This window comes from Gallintestinimicrobium sp. (assembly GCF_046968865.1).
GTDB lineage: Bacteria > Bacillota > Clostridia > Lachnospirales > Lachnospiraceae > Gallintestinimicrobium > Gallintestinimicrobium propionicum.
Window position 1 is genome coordinate 26,760 of sequence record NZ_JBKVPW010000009.1, and the last position, 19,909, is coordinate 46,668.

21 protein-coding genes are annotated in these 19,909 nt (G+C 49.7%); 18 read left to right on the forward strand and 3 right to left on the reverse strand.

Annotated elements, in window-relative coordinates; genetic code table 11:
* Positions 1-40: 40 nt before the first annotated feature.
* The 3 genes from ACLTOQ_RS09145 to ACLTOQ_RS09155 all read left to right on the forward strand — a co-directional run bounded on the left by ACLTOQ_RS09145 (position 41) and on the right by ACLTOQ_RS09155 (position 2,407).
* Entirely contained in the window at positions 41-580 is a 540-nt protein-coding gene (locus ACLTOQ_RS09145) for an NUDIX hydrolase (protein WP_021914738.1), read from the forward strand.
* A gap of 213 nt (positions 581-793) precedes the next feature.
* A complete protein-coding gene (locus tag ACLTOQ_RS09150) occupies positions 794-1,342 on the forward strand; it encodes a hypothetical protein (protein ID WP_308728384.1) in 549 nt (182 codons plus the stop codon).
* Positions 1,343-1,528: 186 nt separating this feature from the next.
* Positions 1,529-2,407, forward strand: coding sequence for a tyrosine recombinase (locus ACLTOQ_RS09155; RefSeq protein ID WP_412319302.1), 879 nt, complete (start codon positions 1,529-1,531; stop codon positions 2,405-2,407).
* A 91-nt stretch (positions 2,408-2,498) separates the two neighbouring features.
* Here ACLTOQ_RS09155 and ACLTOQ_RS09160 read toward each other — a convergent pair whose 3' ends face one another.
* Both ACLTOQ_RS09160 and ACLTOQ_RS09165 read right to left on the reverse strand, forming a co-directional pair.
* Complete coding sequence (locus ACLTOQ_RS09160) at positions 2,499-3,530, reverse strand: 3-deoxy-7-phosphoheptulonate synthase (RefSeq protein WP_021914735.1); 1,032 nt, start codon at positions 3,528-3,530, stop codon at positions 2,499-2,501.
* Between the two features lie 271 nt (positions 3,531-3,801).
* Positions 3,802-5,127, reverse strand: a complete 1,326-nt coding sequence (locus ACLTOQ_RS09165) for an oligosaccharide flippase family protein (RefSeq protein ID WP_412319303.1) — start codon at positions 5,125-5,127, stop codon at positions 3,802-3,804.
* 232 nt (positions 5,128-5,359) lie between these two features.
* Between ACLTOQ_RS09165 and purB the strand changes: the two genes are divergently transcribed.
* From purB to ACLTOQ_RS09190, 5 genes are all read left to right on the forward strand, one after another.
* On the forward strand, positions 5,360-6,793 hold the full coding sequence (gene purB / locus ACLTOQ_RS09170; RefSeq protein WP_117959495.1) for an adenylosuccinate lyase: 1,434 nt from the start codon (positions 5,360-5,362) through the stop codon (positions 6,791-6,793).
* A 141-nt stretch (positions 6,794-6,934) separates the two neighbouring features.
* Positions 6,935-8,224, forward strand: coding sequence for an adenylosuccinate synthase (locus tag ACLTOQ_RS09175; protein ID WP_412319304.1), 1,290 nt, complete (start codon positions 6,935-6,937; stop codon positions 8,222-8,224).
* Between the two features lie 174 nt (positions 8,225-8,398).
* Entirely contained in the window at positions 8,399-9,316 is a 918-nt protein-coding gene (locus ACLTOQ_RS09180; protein ID WP_337425725.1) for a LysR family transcriptional regulator, read from the forward strand.
* Positions 9,313-9,915, forward strand: coding sequence for an HAD family hydrolase (locus ACLTOQ_RS09185; RefSeq protein ID WP_337425724.1), 603 nt, complete (start codon positions 9,313-9,315; stop codon positions 9,913-9,915). Before ACLTOQ_RS09180 ends, ACLTOQ_RS09185 begins: the two co-directional genes overlap by 4 nt.
* Position 9,916: 1 nt before the next feature.
* A complete protein-coding gene (locus ACLTOQ_RS09190) occupies positions 9,917-10,858 on the forward strand; it encodes a magnesium transporter CorA family protein (RefSeq protein WP_021914729.1) in 942 nt (313 codons plus the stop codon).
* An 82-nt stretch (positions 10,859-10,940) separates the two neighbouring features.
* Here ACLTOQ_RS09190 and ACLTOQ_RS09195 read toward each other — a convergent pair whose 3' ends face one another.
* Positions 10,941-11,228: a hypothetical protein gene (locus ACLTOQ_RS09195; protein ID WP_337425723.1), complete on the reverse strand. Its 288-nt coding sequence runs from the start codon at positions 11,226-11,228 to the stop codon at positions 10,941-10,943.
* Positions 11,229-11,366: 138 nt separating this feature from the next.
* Here ACLTOQ_RS09195 and ACLTOQ_RS09200 point away from each other — a divergent pair, with 138 nt between their 5' ends.
* The 10 genes from ACLTOQ_RS09200 to ACLTOQ_RS09245 all read left to right on the forward strand — a co-directional run bounded on the left by ACLTOQ_RS09200 (position 11,367) and on the right by ACLTOQ_RS09245 (position 19,884).
* Entirely contained in the window at positions 11,367-12,050 is a 684-nt protein-coding gene (locus tag ACLTOQ_RS09200; RefSeq protein WP_118762493.1) for an SGNH/GDSL hydrolase family protein, read from the forward strand.
* A gap of 144 nt (positions 12,051-12,194) precedes the next feature.
* On the forward strand, positions 12,195-12,701 hold the full coding sequence (locus ACLTOQ_RS09205; RefSeq protein WP_117959500.1) for an SEC-C metal-binding domain-containing protein: 507 nt from the start codon (positions 12,195-12,197) through the stop codon (positions 12,699-12,701).
* A 545-nt stretch (positions 12,702-13,246) separates the two neighbouring features.
* A complete protein-coding gene (thrS, locus tag ACLTOQ_RS09210; protein ID WP_412319305.1) occupies positions 13,247-15,169 on the forward strand; it encodes a threonine--tRNA ligase in 1,923 nt (640 codons plus the stop codon).
* A 182-nt stretch (positions 15,170-15,351) separates the two neighbouring features.
* Positions 15,352-15,666 (forward strand): DUF1540 domain-containing protein, encoded by a 315-nt coding sequence (locus ACLTOQ_RS09215; protein WP_412319306.1) that lies wholly within the window; start codon positions 15,352-15,354, stop codon positions 15,664-15,666.
* Positions 15,667-16,063: 397 nt separating this feature from the next.
* Positions 16,064-16,570, forward strand: coding sequence for a translation initiation factor IF-3 (gene infC / locus ACLTOQ_RS09220; RefSeq protein WP_412270054.1), 507 nt, complete (start codon positions 16,064-16,066; stop codon positions 16,568-16,570).
* Positions 16,571-16,630: 60 nt separating this feature from the next.
* Positions 16,631-16,828 carry a 50S ribosomal protein L35 gene (gene rpmI, locus ACLTOQ_RS09225; protein ID WP_021914723.1) on the forward strand — a complete coding sequence of 66 codons (198 nt, stop codon included), beginning with the start codon at positions 16,631-16,633 and terminating at the stop codon, positions 16,826-16,828.
* Positions 16,829-16,850: 22 nt separating this feature from the next.
* Positions 16,851-17,207 carry a 50S ribosomal protein L20 gene (gene rplT, locus ACLTOQ_RS09230; protein WP_021914722.1) on the forward strand — a complete coding sequence of 119 codons (357 nt, stop codon included), beginning with the start codon at positions 16,851-16,853 and terminating at the stop codon, positions 17,205-17,207.
* Between the two features lie 255 nt (positions 17,208-17,462).
* Positions 17,463-18,794 (forward strand): 23S rRNA (uracil(1939)-C(5))-methyltransferase RlmD, encoded by a 1,332-nt coding sequence (rlmD, locus tag ACLTOQ_RS09235; RefSeq protein ID WP_412319307.1) that lies wholly within the window; start codon positions 17,463-17,465, stop codon positions 18,792-18,794.
* A complete protein-coding gene (locus ACLTOQ_RS09240) occupies positions 18,791-19,192 on the forward strand; it encodes a C-GCAxxG-C-C family protein (protein WP_021914720.1) in 402 nt (133 codons plus the stop codon). Before rlmD ends, ACLTOQ_RS09240 begins: the two co-directional genes overlap by 4 nt.
* The gene (locus ACLTOQ_RS09245; RefSeq protein ID WP_412319308.1) at positions 19,189-19,884 is read left to right on the forward strand and encodes a YjjG family noncanonical pyrimidine nucleotidase; all 696 of its coding nucleotides are present in this window, start codon (positions 19,189-19,191) and stop codon (positions 19,882-19,884) included. Before ACLTOQ_RS09240 ends, ACLTOQ_RS09245 begins: the two co-directional genes overlap by 4 nt.
* The last annotated feature ends 25 nt before the right edge of the window (positions 19,885-19,909 follow it).

The window sequence follows — 19,909 nt, forward strand, 5'->3', positions numbered from 1 at the left end:
ACGGGTGGGATGCTTATTTCTATGCAGAGGAGAAGTCAACATGGCAGAGGAATTTAAACGGCTGGATCGAAAGCTGGTCTATCACGGAACGATCATCGATTATTACAGGGACACCATTCAGGTTCCGAACGGGAACATCGCAGAATGGGATTTTATCGGGCATAAGGGTGCGGCTGCGGTCGTTCCGGTGCGGGAGGATGGAAAGCTTCTGATGGTGCGTCAGTGGCGCAATGCTCTCGACCGTTATACGCTGGAAATCCCGGCGGGCGGATTAAACGGCGCAGACGAGCCGCCGATGCTGGCTGCCGCGCGTGAGCTGGAAGAGGAGACGGGATATCATTCTGAAAATCTGACGCATCTTTTAAGTCTGCGGACGACCGTTGCGTTCTGCAATGAAAAGATCGAAATCTATGTTGCGCAGGATTTAAAGCCGACCCATCAGCATTTGGACGAGGATGAATTTATCGATGTCTATGCGTATTCGGTCGATGAGCTGTGTGAAATGATCTATTCCGGAAAAATCGAGGACGGCAAGACAATCGCGGCGATCATGAGCTATAAGGCGAAATACGAAAAATAGCGCAGCACGGTACTGCATAGAAGCGCCAAGGGGTGCGTGATACCTTTCACAGTACCAATTGAAAAAAATGCAAAATTCCCCCAGCAGCCGCATAGATTACAACGAGCGGATGCGCAGACAGCGTCACGGTAGGTGCAGCAGTTCATGCCGTGACGCTGTTGTTATCTGTCGGCTTATGCCGGCGCTGTTAAAAATATAAAAACGGGGAATGCGATGTCTTTTTGGAAACGGTTCGGGCAGCAGGAAAAGAGATTGGGGGCGGTGCTTCTTCTGGCGGGATTTCTGGCGGGAATCGCCTGCGTGTGCTTTTTTCCGGGGCTGTTTGTGCAAAATCCGGGCTTTCTGGATACGGATACGCTGTCGGGAATTTCAGAATGGAACATGAACCGGACGGGATTGTTTTTATACTGCCTGCAAAAAAGGCTTGGAACGGCGCTGCTGCTCGTGCTGCTTGCACTTTCAGGGGCAGGGATGATCTGTCTGATTGTGTTTGCAGCGGGGAGCGGACTGGCGGCAGGGATGATCCTGACGGCGCTGTCGCTGCGCTATGGAATCCGGGGGAGCTTCTTTTTCCTGGCGGCGCTGGTTCCACAACAGGCGGTGCTGGTTCCGGGCTACTGTATGCTGCTGGAATGGTGCCTGCACAAAAAAGCTGCGTCGGGCGTGTGGATTTCCCTGGCGGTGATTGGAATCGGCTGTGCGGTAGAAGGGTATGTCAATCCATTTATTTTAAAAGCCGTGATGCGTCTGTTTTGGGGATAGGAAGATGCGGAATGCCAAATCAAGATATGGTGGAACTGGTATTTCCCGTACCACTATCTGGTATTACCTGAAAACATGCCGAAAAATCGCCTGAAAATGCGGAAGTTTCAACATTGCTTTTCTGAATTTCATTGTATATAATGATTCCACACGACCGATACGGTCAAAAGAAGGGAACGCAGAGGGATGGAAGCACAGATTGAGTCATTTATTGAATATTGCCATAATGTAAAAGGAACCTCCCGGAATACGGAGCTTTCCTATCGGCGAGATCTGTATCAGCTGGCAGATTTTCTGCGTGCCCAATATCAGATGACCAGGGTAGAGGATCTGACTGCGACGGCATTGTATGGTTATATCCGTTTTCTGGAAAAAAAGCAGAGAAAAGCTGCGACGATTTCCCGTAATATCGCATCGATTCGGGCATTTTGCCATTATCTGGTGCGGGAGGGCGTGCTGATGATGGATGTGTCGGAGACGCTCAAAGCCCCTCGGGTGGAAAAGAAGCTGCCAGGCGTGCTGAGTCCGGTAGAGGTGGAACGACTGATGGATGCGGTGCAGGGAACGAGTCCGAAGGAGCTTCGGGACAAAGCGATGCTGGAGCTTTTGTATGCAACCGGTATCCGGGTATCGGAGCTGATCGGTCTGAAGCTTTCGGATGTAAATTTAAAACTGTCCTTTTTGTTCTGTACGGAACAAAACCGTCAGCGTACGGTTTCGTTTGGAAATAAAGCAAAAGCAGCGCTGGAAGCGTATCTGCAGCATGGCAGACAGGCTCTGGTAGCAGAGGAAACGCAGCAGGCGCTGTTTGTCAACTGCGCAGGAAAGCCGATGAGCCGTCAGGGCTTCTGGAAGCTGCTAAAAGGCTATGTGCAGCGCGCGGGAATCACAGAAGAGATCACGCCGCATACTCTGCGCCACTGCTTTGCGGCACATCTGGTTGCAAACGGCACAGACCTGCAGAGCGTGCAGGAAATGCTCGGACATGCCGACATCTCCACAACGCAGATTTATATCAATGTGAATCAGGAACAAATCCGGGAAGAAAAAAGGCTCATCCGTTAGGGTGAGCCTTTTTAGATGAATACGTAATTTTATTTCTGCGGACAGAATACCTGTTGAGCCTGCAAGCTGCCGTTTTGAAGACAGGTGATATTTAGTAATTCAGCTCCGCCAGATCGTAGATGAGGCGCTCGGAAGCTTCCCAGCCGAGGCAGGCATCCGTGATGGACTTTCCATAAACGCCGCCGCCAACCTTCTGGTTGCCTTCTTCAATATAGCTCTCGATCATAACGCCCTTGACGAAGTTGTGGATGTCGGGGCTTAAATGACGGCTGTGCATCACCTCTTTGACGATTCGAACCTGCTGGTCAAACTGCTTGTTGGAGTTGGAGTGGTTGGAATCGATAATGCAGGCGGGGTTTTTTAAATCACGCTCGTTGTAAAGACCGAGCAGGATCTGCAGATCCTCGTAATGATAGTTGGGAATGTTGCGTCCGTGCTTGCTCGTCGCGCCGCGCAGGACGGTGTGGGCGAGGTCGTTGCCGTTTGTCTGCACTTCATAGCCGCGGTAGATGAATCTGTGCGGATGCTGTGCGGCATAAACGGAGTTCAGCATAACGGAGAAGTCACCGCTGGTGGGGTTCTTCATGCCAGACGGAAGATCAAAGCCGCTAACCGTCAGACGGTGCTGCTGATCCTCTACGCTGCGGGCACCGATTGCCACATAGGACAGGATATCGGATACATAGCCCCAGTTTTCGGGATAGAGCATTTCATCGGCAGCGCTGAGGCCGGTTTCGGACAGCGCGCGGATGTGCATATGGCGCATTGCGATCAGACCGTGCAGGAAATCCTCTTTTTTTTCGGGATCGGGCTGATGGACAATACCCTTGTAGCCGTCGCCGGTGGTGCGGGGCTTATTGGTGTAGATTCTCGGAATCAGGATCAGGCGGTCGGATACCTTGTCGTTGACCTTTGCAAGACGGTTGATATAATCGCAGACCGCATCTTCGTTATCTGCAGAGCAGGGACCGATGATAACCAGCAGCTTGTCGCTTTTGCCGGTGAGGACATCGCGGATCTCGGCATCGCGTTTCTGCTTGATCGGAACCAGAGAATCCGGAACCGGATACTGCTCCCGGATTTCATCGGGAGTAGGAAGTTTTCTGATATAATCGAAACTCATGACTTTTCTCCTTCGCAGACGGTGCTGATGAAGCACCATTCTCTTTCCGGCTGCATATTTATGCAGAACGGAAGCGTTTTTCATTATAGTATAGGAAAAACGCAGGCGCAAGCCAATTTTATGATTTCGTACCAGTTTCCATGTAGCTTTTTATGGGCAGATTTCATGCTTGCATGAAAATCTGCCCACAGAAAGCTACAGAGGGAGTGTGCATTCTATTGTATTGTAAATGGCGAGGGAAACTGGTTACTGACGCGCAAAAACAGTCAATTCACGCATGCCGCCGCGACAAAACAAAAAACAGCGCTGCTGCGCAGAGTATCGTCAGGAGTATCTGCCCCAAGAGCATGCCCTGGAACAGTCCGGGAATGCCGGAGAGCGGCAGGATGAAAAAAACGAAGAACAGACGCACGGCGAGGGATAGGATCTGGAACAGAAAAGTACAGCCTGTTTTTCCAAGCCCGTTTAAAATCGAAAGCAGCGTCGTATTCAGGTACAGAAACGGGCAGAGAAAACAAAACATCCGAATCAACTGCCCGGCAAGTACGTTTCCAAACAGCGCAGAGCCGATGAAGTTTCCGCACAGAGAAAAGACAGCAGTACAGCCGACGCCGATGAAAAGACAGAAGCAGGTGCACTGGAAAATGGCACTGTAGATGGCGCTTTGGTTATTCGAAGCGTCCGCGCAGGAGATGGTCGGCATGAGCAGGACAGCAATCGAATTGGTCAGCGCGCCGGGAAACAGGATGCAGGTCATCGCCATGCCGGTGTATACGCCATAAGCAGAAAGCGCCTGATGGGAGGAATAGCCAAACAGCTGCAGGCTGACCGGGATGCGGGAGGATTCGATTGTTCCGAGCAGATGCAGGCAGACCCGCGTGGCGCACAGGGGTGCAGCAAAGGAAAACAGTCTGGAAAATAGCTCCGGCCGAGAAAGCTTTAGCGGAAGGCTTTCGGGGAGTTTTTTGGAAAAATGGATTCTTGCGGCAAAAACGGAAACCGCCATGGAAGCGCATTCCCCGATGACAAGTCCGACTGCAGCGAGCTGAATCGTGCAGGAGAGTCCGCGGGCCGCCGCATACTGCCCAAAAAGCAGGACACTGCCGACGCGGAAGCACTGCTCAAAAACCTGACAGAACGCAGGAAGGAAGGATTTTCGGATGCCATAATAATAGCCGTTGATACACGAATGGATACAGGCGGCGGGAAAGGAGAGCGCGGCGATTTTTAAAAGCGGCGCGCAGCGCGTTTCTTTTAATAAAAAGTCGGAAATAAAATCAGCCTCCCGCCAGACAAAGAGCGTGCAGAGGCACGAAAGGACGAACGAGACGGACAGACCGGTAAGCAATATCCTGCGTTTGGCGTAGATTGCTGCTTCCGGTTCTGCGGCGGTAAATTTGGAGATCGAACTCTGGATGGCAGAGGTACACAGTGCGAAGGAAAGAGCGAGCACCGGACTGATCAGTTCATAGATGCCCATTTGCTCCGCACCGAAGGTGCGGGAGAGGAAAATCCGGTAAAAAAAGCCGATGATGCGGCTGAAAACTCCGGCGGCAGTCAGCAAAAGAGCGCCCTTCAACAGATGATTTTTATACATGGCAAAAAACGTCCCGGGAATCCTTACTGAAAGTATACGCGCAGGAACAAGGTGACAGAACTGCCCCCTGCAGTGCCGCATATGTGTGGATCAAAAAAGCGTCACCACGCGTGTCGGTGCGAAAAGCTGCAGTATGCATAAAACAGTTGCACCGCCTGTTGTTTTACGGTATACTTTCGGTGTCGAAATTGTTTTCAATAACCCAATACACAGGAGAGGATGGTTGTTTTTGATGAGCACAGACAGATATACAAGCCCGTTATCGGAACGGTATGCAAGCCGCGAAATGCAGTTCATTTTTTCTCAGGATATGAAGTTCCAGACCTGGAGAAGACTCTGGATTGCGCTGGCAGAGACAGAAAAGGAACTCGGACTTCCGATCACACAGGAGCAGATCGATGAGCTGAAAAGCCATGCGACTGATATCAACTACGACGTGGCAAAAGCGCGCGAGAAGGAAGTGCGCCATGACGTTATGAGTCATGTGTATGCCTACGGTGTACAGTGCCCGAAGGCGAAGGGCATTATCCATCTGGGAGCAACCTCTTGCTATGTAGGGGATAATACCGATATTATTATTATGGCAAAGGCCCTCGAGCTGGTTCGCAAAAAGCTGTTAAATGTCATCCGCGAGCTGGCAGATTTTGCAGACAAGCAGAAGGACCTGCCGACACTGGCATTTACCCATTTCCAGCCCGCGCAGCCTACGACAGTCGGTAAACGCGCCTCTCTGTGGCTGCAGGAGTTTTACATGGATCTGTGCGATCTGGACTATGTAAAGGATTCCCTGCGTCTGCTTGGTTCCAAGGGTACGACCGGTACACAGGCATCTTTCCTGGAATTGTTTGCGGGAGATCAGGAAAAGGTGGACCGCCTCGATCCCATGATCGCTGAAAAATTAGGCTTCCCCGGTTGCTATCCGGTATCCGGACAGACCTATTCCCGTAAAGTTGATACCAGAGTGATGAATGTGTTGGCCGGCATTGCAGCCAGTGCACACAAGATGTCCAACGATATCCGTCTGTTACAGCATCTGAAAGAAGTGGAAGAACCCTTCGAGAAAAATCAGATCGGCTCTTCCGCGATGGCATATAAGAGAAACCCGATGCGCAGCGAAAGAATTGCATCTCTGTCCAGATATGTGATGGTGGACGCATTAAATCCTGCGATCACATCTGCTTCCCAGTGGTTTGAGCGCACGCTGGACGATTCCGCGAACAAGAGAATTTCCATTGCGGAAGGCTTCCTTGCGATTGACGGCATTCTGGATCTTTGCATGAACGTCGTAGACGGTCTGGTTGTATATCCGAAAGTAATTGAGAAGCGCCTGCGCAGCGAGCTGCCGTTTATGGCGACCGAAAATATCATGATGGACGCAGTAAAGGCAGGCGGTGACAGACAGGAGCTGCATGAGAGAATCCGCGAGCTCTCCATGGAAGCAGGACGCAGAGTAAAGGAAGAGGGTGCAGACAACCAGCTGATGGCGCTGATCGCACAGGACGAAATGTTCCATCTCGACGAGGCTGCCCTGGAAGCATCCCTTGAGCCCTCCAAATATGTCGGCTGCAGCGCACATCAGGTAGAGCGCTTCTTGAACGACGTGATCCGTCCGGTGTTAAAAGAAAATGAAGCGGACCTTGGTATGAAGGCGGAAATTAACGTATAAGTTATACTTATGAGAAATATAAAATTTATTGATTTTACTTATATAAAAAATCTGCTATACTAAATCAGTAAGATGACATATGCGCTGATGGAACAGCGCACATAAAGGGATGCCGCTTTTGGCGGCAGAATGAGAGGAAAAATGGTTAAAGCAGTAGTAGGTGCAAACTGGGGCGATGAAGGAAAAGGCAAGATTACAGATATGCTTGCGAAGGAAGCGGATATTGTCATCCGTTTTCAGGGCGGTGCAAATGCCGGACATACGATTGTCAACGATTACGGCAAATTTGCGCTTCATACACTGCCGTCTGGCGTGTTCTACAGCCATATTACCAACATTATCGGCAACGGTGTTGCACTGGATATTCCAAAAGTAATTAACGAGGTCAACCAGCTGGTAGAGCGGGGCGTACCGGCACCGCATCTGATGATTTCCGACAGAGCACAGGTGGTAATGCCCTATCATATTTTACAGGATACCTATGAAGAAGCACGTCTGGCAGGCAAATCCTATGGCTCCACCAAGTCCGGCATTGCGCCGTTTTATTCCGACAAGTTTGCAAAGATCGGTTTCCAGGTCAGCGAGCTGTTTGACGACGAGGTGCTGGAAGAAAAGGTGCAGAAGGTATGCGCACTCAAAAATGTCCTGTTCGTGAATTTGTATCATCAGGAACCGCTCGATCCCAAAGAGCTGTTAAATACCCTGCATGAATACCGCGACATGGTAGCTCCTTATGTGGGCAACGTGTCCGAGTTCTTATATCAGGCGGTCAAAGAAGGCAAAAACATCCTGCTGGAAGGTCAGCTGGGTACGATGAAAGACCCTGACCACGGCATTTACCCGATGGTAACGTCTTCTTCCACACTGGCAGCATACGGCGCAATCGGCGCAGGCATTCCGCCTTATGAAATCAAAAAGATTATCGCTGTTACCAAGGCATATTCCTCCGCAGTCGGTGCAGGCGCATTTATTTCTGAAATCTTCGGTGACGAAGCGGATGAGCTGAGAAGAAGAGGCGGCGACGGCGGCGAATTCGGCGCGACAACCGGTCGTCCGAGAAGAATGGGCTGGTACGACTGCGTTGCTTCCCACTACGGATGTAGACTGCAGGGCGCGACCGACGTTGCGCTGACCGTTCTGGACGTTCTGGGTTATCTGGATGAAATCCCGGTTTGCGTCGGCTATGAAATCGACGGTCAGGTGACAAAGGAGTTCCCGGTTACCTGTAAGCTGGAAAAAGCGAAGCCTGTATACGAGGTTCTGCCCGGCTGGAAATGCGATATCCGTGGCATCCGGACCTATGAAGAGCTGCCGGAAAACTGCCGCAAGTACATTGAGTTCATCGAAAACCAGATCGGCTATCCGATTACAATGGTATCCAACGGCCCTGGCAGAGATGACATCATCTACAGAAACAGCCCGCTGGCATAAGACAGTTCGCAAGAACCCTGGATAATTTTCCACAGGCAGGTTTGCCTGCAAGCGCGAAAGCGACAAGTGAACTTCCCGGGTGACAGAAATTCTAAAATCCCTTATAATAGAGTCATGGCTCATTGTCTCATTTTCGGGCGGCAGCCATCGACTCTGTGATAGGGGATTTTTTTGATGACAGCAAATCTGGAATATTATCGTGTTTTTTATTATGTGGCACGCTGCAGCTCAGTGACAAAGGCGGCGGCAGCGCTTTCCTTGTCTCAGCCGGCGGTCAGCCAGAGCATCCGGCAGCTGGAAAAGGCGCTCGGCAGCAGCCTGTTTGTGCGCAGTGCGCGTGGAATCAGCCTGACGGCGGAAGGAAAAATCCTGTACGAATATGTGGAAAAAGGGTATAGCGCATTTCTTGCCGGGGAAAAGCGGCTGTTGCAGATGCAGAACCTGGAATGCGGTGAAATTACGATCGGGGCGTCCGATATGACGCTGCGTTTTTTTCTGTTACCGTATCTGGAACGGTTCCATGAAAAATATCCGGGGGTGCGGTTTCAGATTACGAATGGTCCGACGCCTGCGACGATGGGACTTTTAAAAGAGAAAAAGATCGATTTTGGAGTCGTATCCGGTCCTCTGGAAAAGCGGGAGGGCGTCCACTTGATGCCTGTGCGTAAAATTGAAGATATTTTTGTGGCAGGACGAAACTTTCTGGAATATACCCGTCAGAAACAACCGCTTTCCGTCCTGGAAAAAGTACCGCTTATCATGCTGGATCAGGATACAAGCACAAGACGTTATGTCCAGCGTTTTTTGGAGCAGAGAAAGGTGTTCGTCCACCCGGAGTTCGAGCTTGCAACGAGTGATATCATCGTGCAGTTTGCCTTGAGAAACCTCGGTGTCGGAAGCGTTGTGCGCGATTTTGCCAAAAAGGAGCTGGACAGCAGAGAGCTGATAGAGTTAAAATTGGAAGAGCAGCTGCCGCAGCGGGAGTTTTTCGTCGTGACGGAGGAAAAGGGCAGCAGCAGTCTGGCGGCGCAGGAGCTTTTGCGGATGCTGTCAGAAACAGCAGAAGAAAATGCGGGAGGCGATCGGATATGATCAGAACAATTATCAGCGATATCGGAAACGTATTATCCGGTTTTACCTGGTACGATTTTTATAAAAGCAAGGGATATTCGGAAGAAATGGTGGAGCGTCTGGCAAAGGCGACGGTCAAAAGTGACATCTGGAAAGAATATGACCGCGGCGTCCTTTCCGAAGAGGAAATTTTGAACCGGTTTATTGCAAACGATCCGGAGCTGGAAGAAGACCTCTACAAAACGCTGGCAAACGTCCGCGGCATCATGAAGCGATATGATTATGCGATTCCGTGGATTGAAGAGTTAAAGGCGAAGGGCTATCAGTTCCTGGTGCTGTCGAATTTTTCCAGAAAGGTGCTGCGTGAGTGCTGGAGCGAGCTGGATTTTCTGCCGTATGTGGATGGCGGCATCCTTTCGTGTCAGGATAAGCTAATCAAGCCGATGCCGGAAATTTATTCGCTGATTTTAAGCCGGTATCATTTAAAACCGGAGGAATGCGTCTTTATGGACGACATTTTGGAAAATGTGGAAGCAGCCCGCAGAGCCGGGATCAATGCCTTTGTATTTGAAAATCAGGAGCAGGCAAAGCAGATGCTTCGGACGTTTGGAGTAGAGTAACATGGTGAAACGATATATAACTCAGGGAAATCTGCTGATGGAGGTCAATCGGGCGGATGGCGGCTGCTGGGTGAATCTGGTTGCGCCGACCCTGGAAGAATGTGTGCAGATTGCACAGGAATTTCAGATTGACCTTGCGGATGTCCGCGCCGCACTGGATGATGAGGAAAGCTCCCGTGTGGACGTCAGCAACGAATATTCCCTGATTTTATTCGACGTTCCGTCTGTGGAATACCGTCATCAGCGGGAAGCGTATACGACCATACCGCTCGGTCTGATCTTGGTGAACGATGTGCTGCTGACTGTATGTGCGGAAGCAACGCCGGTTCTGAAAAATTTTCTGGAAAATACGGTCAAGGAGTTCAGCACTAAAAAACAGATGCGCTTTATCTACCAGATTTTTTTGCGTTCCTGCATGCTGTATCAGTCCTATCTGCGTATTATCGACCGCAAGCGGAAGGAGATCGAGGCGCATATTGGGGACGATACGGAGGAAATGGAGCTGATCGACTTACATGAGCTGGAATCCAACCTCGTATACTTTGATACGTCGCTGCGTGCCAACAAGGTCGTACTGGATCGTCTGATGCGCTATAGCCGCATCAAGAAATACCCGGAGGATCAGGATCTTTTGGACGACGTTGTGGTCGAAAACCAGCAGGCGATCGAAATGACGCGGATCTATCGGGACATTATCCAGGGAACGAGAGAGCTGCTTTCCTCCCTGATGGATAATCGCTTAAACAGTGCGATGAAATACCTTGCGTCGATCACGATCGTCATGGCGATCCCGACGATCATTTCCGGCATTTACGGAATGAACGTTTCCGAAAAATGGATGCCGCTGGCCCATACGCCTTACGGTTTCGGGATTATCTGCGTGCTGATTTTAGTTGCATGCGTGATTACGATGAAAGTGCTGAAAAAGAGAAAGATGCTGTAGATACGTAAAAAAGTGTGTACGAAAGCTGAAAAAGTGCTGCTGCCCGGGAAATAGTTGCCGGTGCAACAGCACTTTTTGCGTTTTAGTTCTGCGCAGCATTTGCCTCGTCCTCGTTCTGCGTGCGGTCTGCGTCGGTCTGTCCGATATCGAAGGATGCGATCGTGTGCTTTTGTTCAAACTGTCCGTAAAGCCAGATGAAAATCCAGAGCAGGATCGGGACTGCAACCGTGCAGATCAGACAGCCGGAAAAGAGCCGCTGCCAACCGGGAAACGCAAAAATTGCGCTGAGGAGCGTGATGAGATAGAGCGCTGCTAAAAGGACGATACAAACAATGGCAGCGATTTGCTTTGCCGTTTTTTTCTTCTTCATAAGAGTCTCCATTCTGCCGTCGCAGGACGGCTGAAACAAATTCGATTCAGTACTTTACATTGCCGATGATAATGCTACAATATGCTTGATAGCATACATCAAAGAGGAGCGCTTTGCAAGCGCAGGAGGGAACAAAAGATGATATTTGAACCAATGGACAGAATTGTATTTGCAGGAGATTCGGTAACAGATATGGGAAGTGCACAGCCTGTGGGGGAAGGTCTGTTTGATAATGTAGGTCAGAGCTATGTGCGTATCATCGAAAACATGCTGAGCACCTGGTATCCGGAAGTGTATCTGCGTGTGACCAATTCCGGTGTTTCCGGCAACACGAGCAGAGATCTGCTGCAGCGTTTTGATTCGGACGTTGTTGCTTTAAATCCGGATTGGGTTTCGATCTGCATCGGCATCAACGACGTATGGAGACAGTTTGACAGCCCGGCGATTCCGGACGGACAGGTGATGCCCGAAGAATACGAAGCAAATCTGGAAAAAATGATTCTGTCGGTAAAAGGAAAAGTAAAGGGCATCTTTATTTTGACGCCTTATTATATGGAGCCTAATCCGCAGGACTGGATGCGCAAGAGAATGGACGAATACGGTGCGATCTGCAAAAAGCTGGCTGCAAAGCACGGCTGCTGTCTGGTTGATCTGCAGGAGGTTTTCAACCGGTATTTTGAGTATCGTCATTCTTCCTATATTGCATGGGACAGAGTGCATCCGAACCTGATCGGCGCAACTGTAATCGCAAAAGCATTTTTATCCCACTGCGGTTTTGAATACGACCATCAGCCTGCAAAAAAAGAAACGCAGACCTGTTAAGCGGCAAAGTGTTCACAGATTTTTTGCTTGCACAAATCGGGGGTCTGGGCTATAATAATGCAAAGTATGGATGCCCGTGCAAAAATAGGCGTGCGAAATGCAAAGGGAGCAATCCCGTCAGAAATTTAATTGAGGTGAAGAAATATGGCATTATTACAGCAGTGGAGAGATATGGCATACGACCAGCAGGCTGACAAGGCTAAGCTGCAGCAGTTCTGGGCAATTTATTTTACAAAAGAAAAGGATATTTACGCAGAACTGTTAAAGAACCCGGACGAGCTGGTAAGAGGCACGGTTAAAGAGCTGGCTGAGAAATTCGGCGTGGATATTATGACCATGACCGGTTTCCTGGACGGCATCAACGACAGCTTAAAGGCTCCCAACCCGATCGAGGAGATGGAGGAGGATACCGTTGTAAACCTCGGCTTTGATAAAGCACTGCTTTATAAGAACATGGTAGCTGCAGACGCAGACTGGCTGTACGAGCTGGAAGAGTGGAACGACATCTTCGATGAAGAGACCAGAAAGAAACTCTACAAAGAGCAGAAGAGTTCTACCACCATCGTAAAGGAAGCAAAGATTTATCCCAATGATCCCTGTCCCTGCGGCAGCGGCAAGAAGTACAAAAAGTGCTGCGGCAAAAATAAATGATCAAAGGCTCTTTACAAATCGAAACAGATCGATTAAGATAAGGGCAGCATTTGATAAAAAGACAACGCGTGGAAGAGAAGAGTAATCCCGGAATCTGTATCAGAGAGAAACGCCGGTATCTGCATTGCAGAGCTGTGCTGGAAGCGTTTTGACAGAGGTCTCGTATGAAAACCATCTCGGAGCGGTCCTTAATCGGACACGGTGATTCCGTTATCATCAAAAGAGCGGCAGACTGCTGTTGCAGATCTGCAAAATGGGTGGAACCGCGCTGAAGCGTCCCATGTACATCGTAAGGTGTGCATGGGACTTTTTTATCGTATAGGAAACTTCGTTTCTATACGATAAAAACGCTCCGCGAGGATGCGCACTCGGCGCAAGGGTAGATGGTTGCCGAAGCAACCGCGCCTCGGCGCGAGAATGTGCCCTGGCACATTCTTTTTTATCTATAGAGAGGACGAGATTCACAAAACTATGTGAAGATCGAATAAACAGGTTATTTTCAAAATTTTTAAGATAGAAAAAGGCGAAAGCCGGAAGGAGATACCATGAAGGTTACATTAAAAGACGGCTCTGTAAAAGAGTACGCACAGGCAATGTCTGTGATTGATATTGCGAAGGATTTGAGCGAAGGACTTGCGAGAGCGGCATGTGCCGGAGAAGTAGACGGAGAGGTTGTAGACCTGCGTACCGTTGTCGATCACGACGCTGCAGTCAACATTCTGACTGCAAAGGATGAAAAAGGTCTGGCTGCACTGCGCCACACCACCAGCCATGTAATGGCGCAGGCTGTAAAGCGCCTGTATCCCAACACAAAGCTGGCGATCGGTCCCTCTATCGCAGACGGCTTCTATTACGATATGGAGTTCGAAACTCCCCTGACCAGCGACGATTTTGAAAAGATCGAAGCAGAGATGAAGAAGATTGTCAAAGAGGATTTAAAGATCGAGCGCTTTACTCTGCCCAGAGAGAAAGCAATCGAATTTATGAAGGAGAAAGAAGAGCCTTATAAAGTAGAACTGATTGAAGATCTGCCGGAGGGCGAAGAAATCAGCTTCTATCAGCAGGGCGAATTTGTAGACCTGTGCGCAGGTCCTCACCTGATGAGCACCAAAGAAGTTGGCAAGGCATTCAAGATCATGAGCCTTGCAGGTGCATACTGGAGAGGCGACGAACACAACCAGATGCTGACCAGACTGTATGCAACCGCTTTTGCAAAGAAGGACGAGCTGGAAGCTTACATTACCATGATGGAAGAGGCGAAAAAGCGCGACCACAGAAAGCTGGGCAAAGAGCTGGGACTGTTTATGATGCATGAAGCAGGTCCTGGTTTCTCGTTCTTCCTGCCTAAGGGTATGGTATTAAAGAACACCCTGCTGGACTACTGGCGTGAAATCCACAGAAAAGCAGGTTATGTGGAAATCTCCACTCCTGTGATCTTAAACAGAAGCCTCTGGGAGACCTCAGGTCACTGGGATCATTATAAAAATAACATGTACACCACTGTAATCGACGGCGAAGATTATGCGATCAAGCCGATGAACTGCCCCGGCGGCGTTTTGGTATATGCATCTGAACCCCGTTCTTACAGAGATCTGCCGCTGCGTATGGGCGAGCTTGGTCTGGTACACCGTCATGAAAAATCCGGTCAGCTGCATGGTCTGATGCGTGTGCGCTGCTTCACACAGGATGATGCCCATATCTTCATGACACCTGAGCAGATCAAGGACGAAATCAAAGGCGTTGCAGGACTGATTAACGAAGTTTATTCCCTGTTCGGCTTCCAGTATCATGTAGAGCTGTCCACCCGTCCGGAGGATTCCATGGGCAGCGACGAAGACTGGGAGATGGCAACAGACGCGCTGCGCAGCGCTCTGGACGAACTGCAGCTTCCTTATGTAGTAAACGAAGGCGACGGTGCGTTCTACGGACCGAAGATCGACTTCCATCTGGTAGACTGTATCGGACGTACCTGGCAGTGCGGTACGATCCAGCTCGACTTCCAGCTGCCTCAGCGTTTTGAACTGGAGTACGTTGGAGCTGACGGCGAGAAGCATCGCCCGATCATGATCCACCGCGTAGTATTTGGTTCTATCGAGCGTTTTATCGGTATCCTGATCGAGCATTTTGCAGGCGCATTCCCGACCTGGCTGGCTCCGGTACAGGTTAAGGTGCTTCCGATTTCCGATAAATACATGGATTATGCACAGAGCGTCCTGAACAAGCTGACAGAAGCAGGCATCCGCGCAGAAGTGGATACCAGAGCAGAAAAGATCGGCTACAAAATCAGAGAGGCACAGACTGCCAAGATCCCTTACATGCTGGTTGTTGGTCAGAAGGAAGAGGAAGAAAACACCGTTTCCGTCAGAAGCCGTGCAGCCGGTGATGAAGGTGCAAGAAGCCTGGATACGTTCATCGCAGATATCTTAAAAGAGATCGAAACCAAGGAAAATCGCGTAAAGAAAGACTGATCCGGCAAAAAAACTGCATAAAATAACCTGTCATCGGGCATACTGACTGCCAGGAGCTGCGCAGAATGCGCAACGCACTACGCTATGTGGCTGTAAGGTGGCGCATCACAGATCAGCCTGTCCTGTGCGCAGAGAAAATGCGGACGCATCGCGCAGCTCTTCCAGAAAAGGAGGTATGGACGATGACAGATTTAAAGTGTAGTGTGGAAACCTGCAGCTTTCATGACGGAGACTGCTGCTGCAGAAACGACATTATGGTAGGCGGCGCAAAGGCCTGCAGCTGTGATGAAACCTGCTGTGAGAATTTTGAACAGCAGAAGGAGGGCAGCACAAGAAACGCAGACGGATATCCTGACCGGATGACGCAGATCGACTGCGAAGCGGTAAAATGCCGCTACAATACCAATTATAAATGTCAGGCAGAGCATGTGGACATGCGCGGAAGTCGTGCCGGAGACCGCAGGGAAACCGCCTGCGCGACATTTGAGGAACGGTGATGGAAGTTCACCCGCGCCATTCGCAATACCGCGTCTTCGACGCTCTCCGCTGCTTCGCAGCTCATTTTTGCTCATAGAGCGGCGCTCCCTTCGTACATTTTCGCAAGCAGATTTTTGTGCAAGCACAAAAGCCGCTCACGAAAAGTACGAGGGAACTGTGATTAAAAAAATTAAAAAATTTGCACGACGGGCATTGACAAATGATGTTCGTCGTGCTAATCTCTATTAGTACGCAGATGCGTAAGGAACAAACAAGCAGAGTATCCACTCTCACCCTATAGCGATCGGGCTCATAGGCGTTTACAGTTTCCTTTGCTTCTCAGAGGAAGAGCAGAGGTTGTGAGTGGATAGAAGCTATCCACTTTTTTTATTTTATTTCTTATGGAGGGAACCAGCCATTAGCGAATTATTTATCAACGAACAGATCAGAGACAAAGAGATCCGTCTGATTGGGGAGAGCGGAGAACAGCTCGGCATCATGTCTTCCAGAGAAGCCCTGAAGCTGGCTGAAGAGGCAGGTTTGGATCTGGTAAAGATCGCCCCTACGGCAAAGCCACCAGTGTGCAAGATCGTGGATTACGGTAAGTACAGATATGAGCTTGCCCGTAAGGAAAAGGATGCCAAAAGAAAACAGAAGGTCATCGAAGTAAAAGAGATCAGAATGTCTCCCAACATCGATACCAATGACTTAAATACCAAGGTCGGCGCGGCAAGAAAGTTCCTTGAAAAAGGGAACCGCGTAAAGGTAACATTGAGATTCCGCGGCCGGGAAATGGCGCACATGTCTACCAGCAAACATATTCTGGATGACTTTGCACAGATGCTTTCTGACATCGCTGTTGTAGAGAAGATGCCGAAGGTGGAAGGCAGAAGCATGATCATGTTTTTAACTGTAAAACGCTGATTGCACGGCTACAGTTAAAATATACGTTTAGGAAAATGAAGTAACAGGAGGAAATCAGATATGCCTAAAATGAAAACCAGCAGAGCTGCTGCAAAACGTTTTAAATTAACAGGAACCGGTAAGCTGAAAAGAGCAAAAGCTTACAAGAGCCATATCTTAACAAAGAAGTCCACCAAGAGAAAGAGAAATCTTCGTCAGGCAGCAATGACCGATGCTACCAATGTTAAGAATATGAAGAAGATTTTACCGTATTTATAAATCGTAAGGAGGAATCAGTAAGATGGCAAGAGTAAAAGGCGGCATGAGTGCCAGAAGAAAACATAATAAAGTATTGAAGCTTGCAAAAGGATACAGAGGCGCAAGAAGCAAACAGTACAGAGTTGCAAAACAGTCCGTTATGAGAGCTCTGACCTCTTCCTATGCTGGACGTAAGGAGAGAAAGCGTCAGATGAGACAGCTGTGGATCGCTCGTATCAATGCAGCTGCAAGACTGAACGGCTTATCCTATTCCAAATTTATGTTCGGCTTAAAGCAGGCTGGCGTAGATATGAACAGAAAGATGCTGGCAGAGATGGCAGTAAACGATGCGGCAGGCTTTGCTACCCTGGCTGAGCTGGCTAAGTCCAAAATCGCGTAAATTACAGGCTTGATAAAAGAAACGAAGACCTTCTGAAAGCATTCCTTTCAGAAGGTTTTTTGTTAGAAAGACTGAAAAAATGAGAGAGAACATATCGGGATATCCTGTAGAAAAGGTGACCAGGGATAAGCCCGTTTCAGATCGGATGTGAGGAAGATTGAAAAATAAAATTTTTCAATCGCGAGATTTGTGTCTGCGCGCACTTGACACAAACTCGACATGCGCAAAAAGCGTGCGCAGAAATGAGCGGAAAATATGAAAGAAACAACAGGATGGAAGAAAGAAAATCCGGGATCGAAGAAAGCGAGAGAGGCGGGAGCTTTTTCGGGAAACAGAAATTCTGCACCGGGCAGGAATGCCGCAAAGTCGAAAGCACCTGTCGAAAATGCCGCTGCGAAGCAAAAACCGAGCCGCCAGGCTTCAACTGCAAAATGTCCCCACTTTGGCAAGTGCGGCGGCTGTCAGTATCTGCACCTGTCCTACGAGGAACAGCTCGCTGCAAAGAAGCATCAGGTAAAGGAACTGATGGAAAAGCACTGCAAGGTGCGTCCGATTATTGGAATGGACGAAAATCCGTGGCATTATCGCCATAAGGTACAGGCGGTGTTCGGGCTGGATCGAAAGAAGCAGCAGATTTCCGGGGTTTATGAAGAAAAAACCCATCGGATCCTGCCGGTGGAGACCTGCCTGATTGAAGCTCAGAAAGCAGATGCAATTATTGCGACAGTGCGCAGCCTGCTCAAATCGTTTAAGATCAAGGTTTATGATGAAGATACCGGTTATGGTCTGCTGCGGTACGTTCTGATCCGAAAGGCGGAATTTACGGATGAAATCATGGTTGTTCTGGTAACAGCATCCCCTGTTTTTCCGTCCAAGAGAAACTTTGTGGAAGCCCTGCGTAGAGAGCATCCGGAAATCACAACGGTTGTCCAGAATGTCAACGACCGGACGGACAGCCTTGTGCTGGGCAGCAAGTATCAGGTGCTCTGGGGCAAAGGCTACATTGTGGACAGGCTCTGCGGCTGCAGCTTTAAGATTTCGCCCGGCTCCTTTTATCAGGTCAACCCCATTCAGGCTCAGAAGCTTTATGAAAAAGCGATCGAGCTGGCGGATCTGACCGGAAAGGAGACGGTTGTGGACGCATACTGCGGAACCGGAACGATCGGCATGATCGCAGCAAAAAAAGCGGGAAAGGTATTCGGTGTGGAATCCAACCCGGATGCAGTGCGGGACGCGGTCGGCAATGCGAAAGCAAACGATGTGAAAAACATCCGGTTTTACAGAGAGGATGCAGGGCATTTTTTGCAGAGCTGTGCAGCTGACAACATGCCAGTCGATGTTGTTTTGATGGACCCGCCGCGCGCCGGAAGCAGTGAAGAATTTCTGGATGCGGTTGCAAAAATCGGTCCAAAGCGCGTCGTATATGTATCCTGCAATCCGACGACGCTGGAGCGCGACTGTACCTATCTGGAAAAACAGGGCTATCGTGCAAAAGAAGTATGGCCGGTGGACATGTTCCCCTGGTCGGGGGCGGTAGAAGCGGTGTGTCTGTTGGAAAAAAACAAAAAAGCGAGGATACATGAATGACGATAGAAGAACGTGCAAATCAGGCGGCACAATGGAAAGCAACGGGGATTTACAACTGCGCGCAGGCGGTAACGCAGGCATTTGCAGATCAGATTCCGGTGGAGGCTGAGACGCTAAAAAAGCTTGGCGCGGGTTATGCGGCGGGCATGGGCTGTATGGAAAGCACCTGCGGCGCATTGATCGGCGCAGTCATGGCTGCCGGTATTTTGACGGACGGAAAAGGGACGCCGGCGGTTTCCAGACAGCTGGTGGCAGGTTTTCAGGAAAAATGCGGTGCGACAATCTGTAAGGATTTGAAAGGCATCGAGACCGGACGGGTGCTCTGTTCCTGCCCGGAATGTGTACGCAATGCCGTGCTCACACTTGGAGAGGTATTAAAGCTGGAGGAGAAAGTGTGATTACAACAATTCTTTGGGATGTGGATGGCACGCTGTTAGATTTTCTGGCGGCGGAAAAAGCGGCGATCCGGACACTTTTTGCAGAATTCGGGTTCGGGGAATGCACGGATGAGGCGATCGCCCGGTATTCCAAAATCAACCGCAGATACTGGGAAAAGCTGGAAAACGGCGAGCTGACAAAGCCGGAAATCCTGGTCGGCAGATTCCGGGAATTTTTTGAAACGGAAGGGCTGGACGTAACGGCGGCACCGGCATTTAATGAGCGTTATCAGGTGTGCCTTGGGGATACGATCGTGTTTCGGGATGACAGCTATGAAATCGTAAAATCTTTGCGCGGCAGGGTAAAACAGTATGTCGTTTCCAACGGAACAGTGCTGGCACAGACGAAAAAGCTCCGCCTTTCCGGACTGGGGGAGCTGATGGACGGGATTTTTCTGTCCGAAGAGCTTGGTGCGGAAAAGCCGAATGCAGCGTTTTTTGACCAGGTATTTGAAGCAATTGAAGAAACCGACCGGAAAAAGATTTTGATTGTCGGGGATTCTTTGACGAGCGATATTCGCGGCGGCAACCTTGCGCAAATTGTGACGTGTTGGTATAATCCGAACGGACAGAAGGCGGACAGCACATATCGGATAGATGCCCAAATACAGGATCTGCAGGAGGTGATTCCACTGCTGTCACAGTCCTGGTAAAGAACAGAAGCAGATAGAAAACGGG

Bases quoted from the DNA above. Each gene is read 5' to 3' on its own strand.
- ACLTOQ_RS09145 (WP_021914738.1), top strand. From the start codon at position 41: ATGGCAGAGGAATTTAAACGGCTGGATCGAAAGCTGGTCTATCACGGA.
- ACLTOQ_RS09150 (WP_308728384.1), top strand. From the start codon at position 794: ATGTCTTTTTGGAAACGGTTCGGGCAGCAGGAAAAGAGATTGGGGGCG.
- ACLTOQ_RS09155 (WP_412319302.1), top strand. From the start codon at position 1,529: ATGGAAGCACAGATTGAGTCATTTATTGAATATTGCCATAATGTAAAA.
- ACLTOQ_RS09160 (WP_021914735.1), bottom strand. From the start codon at position 3,530: ATGAGTTTCGATTATATCAGAAAACTTCCTACTCCCGATGAAATCCGG.
- ACLTOQ_RS09165 (WP_412319303.1), bottom strand. From the start codon at position 5,127: ATGTATAAAAATCATCTGTTGAAGGGCGCTCTTTTGCTGACTGCCGCC.
- purB (WP_117959495.1), top strand. From the start codon at position 5,360: ATGAGCACAGACAGATATACAAGCCCGTTATCGGAACGGTATGCAAGC.
- ACLTOQ_RS09175 (WP_412319304.1), top strand. From the start codon at position 6,935: ATGGTTAAAGCAGTAGTAGGTGCAAACTGGGGCGATGAAGGAAAAGGC.
- ACLTOQ_RS09180 (WP_337425725.1), top strand. From the start codon at position 8,399: ATGACAGCAAATCTGGAATATTATCGTGTTTTTTATTATGTGGCACGC.
- ACLTOQ_RS09185 (WP_337425724.1), top strand. From the start codon at position 9,313: ATGATCAGAACAATTATCAGCGATATCGGAAACGTATTATCCGGTTTT.
- ACLTOQ_RS09190 (WP_021914729.1), top strand. From the start codon at position 9,917: ATGGTGAAACGATATATAACTCAGGGAAATCTGCTGATGGAGGTCAAT.
- ACLTOQ_RS09195 (WP_337425723.1), bottom strand. From the start codon at position 11,228: ATGAAGAAGAAAAAAACGGCAAAGCAAATCGCTGCCATTGTTTGTATC.
- ACLTOQ_RS09200 (WP_118762493.1), top strand. From the start codon at position 11,367: ATGATATTTGAACCAATGGACAGAATTGTATTTGCAGGAGATTCGGTA.
- ACLTOQ_RS09205 (WP_117959500.1), top strand. From the start codon at position 12,195: ATGGCATTATTACAGCAGTGGAGAGATATGGCATACGACCAGCAGGCT.
- thrS (WP_412319305.1), top strand. From the start codon at position 13,247: ATGAAGGTTACATTAAAAGACGGCTCTGTAAAAGAGTACGCACAGGCA.
- ACLTOQ_RS09215 (WP_412319306.1), top strand. From the start codon at position 15,352: ATGACAGATTTAAAGTGTAGTGTGGAAACCTGCAGCTTTCATGACGGA.
- rpmI (WP_021914723.1), top strand. From the start codon at position 16,631: ATGCCTAAAATGAAAACCAGCAGAGCTGCTGCAAAACGTTTTAAATTA.
- rplT (WP_021914722.1), top strand. From the start codon at position 16,851: ATGGCAAGAGTAAAAGGCGGCATGAGTGCCAGAAGAAAACATAATAAA.
- rlmD (WP_412319307.1), top strand. From the start codon at position 17,463: ATGAAAGAAACAACAGGATGGAAGAAAGAAAATCCGGGATCGAAGAAA.
- ACLTOQ_RS09240 (WP_021914720.1), top strand. From the start codon at position 18,791: ATGACGATAGAAGAACGTGCAAATCAGGCGGCACAATGGAAAGCAACG.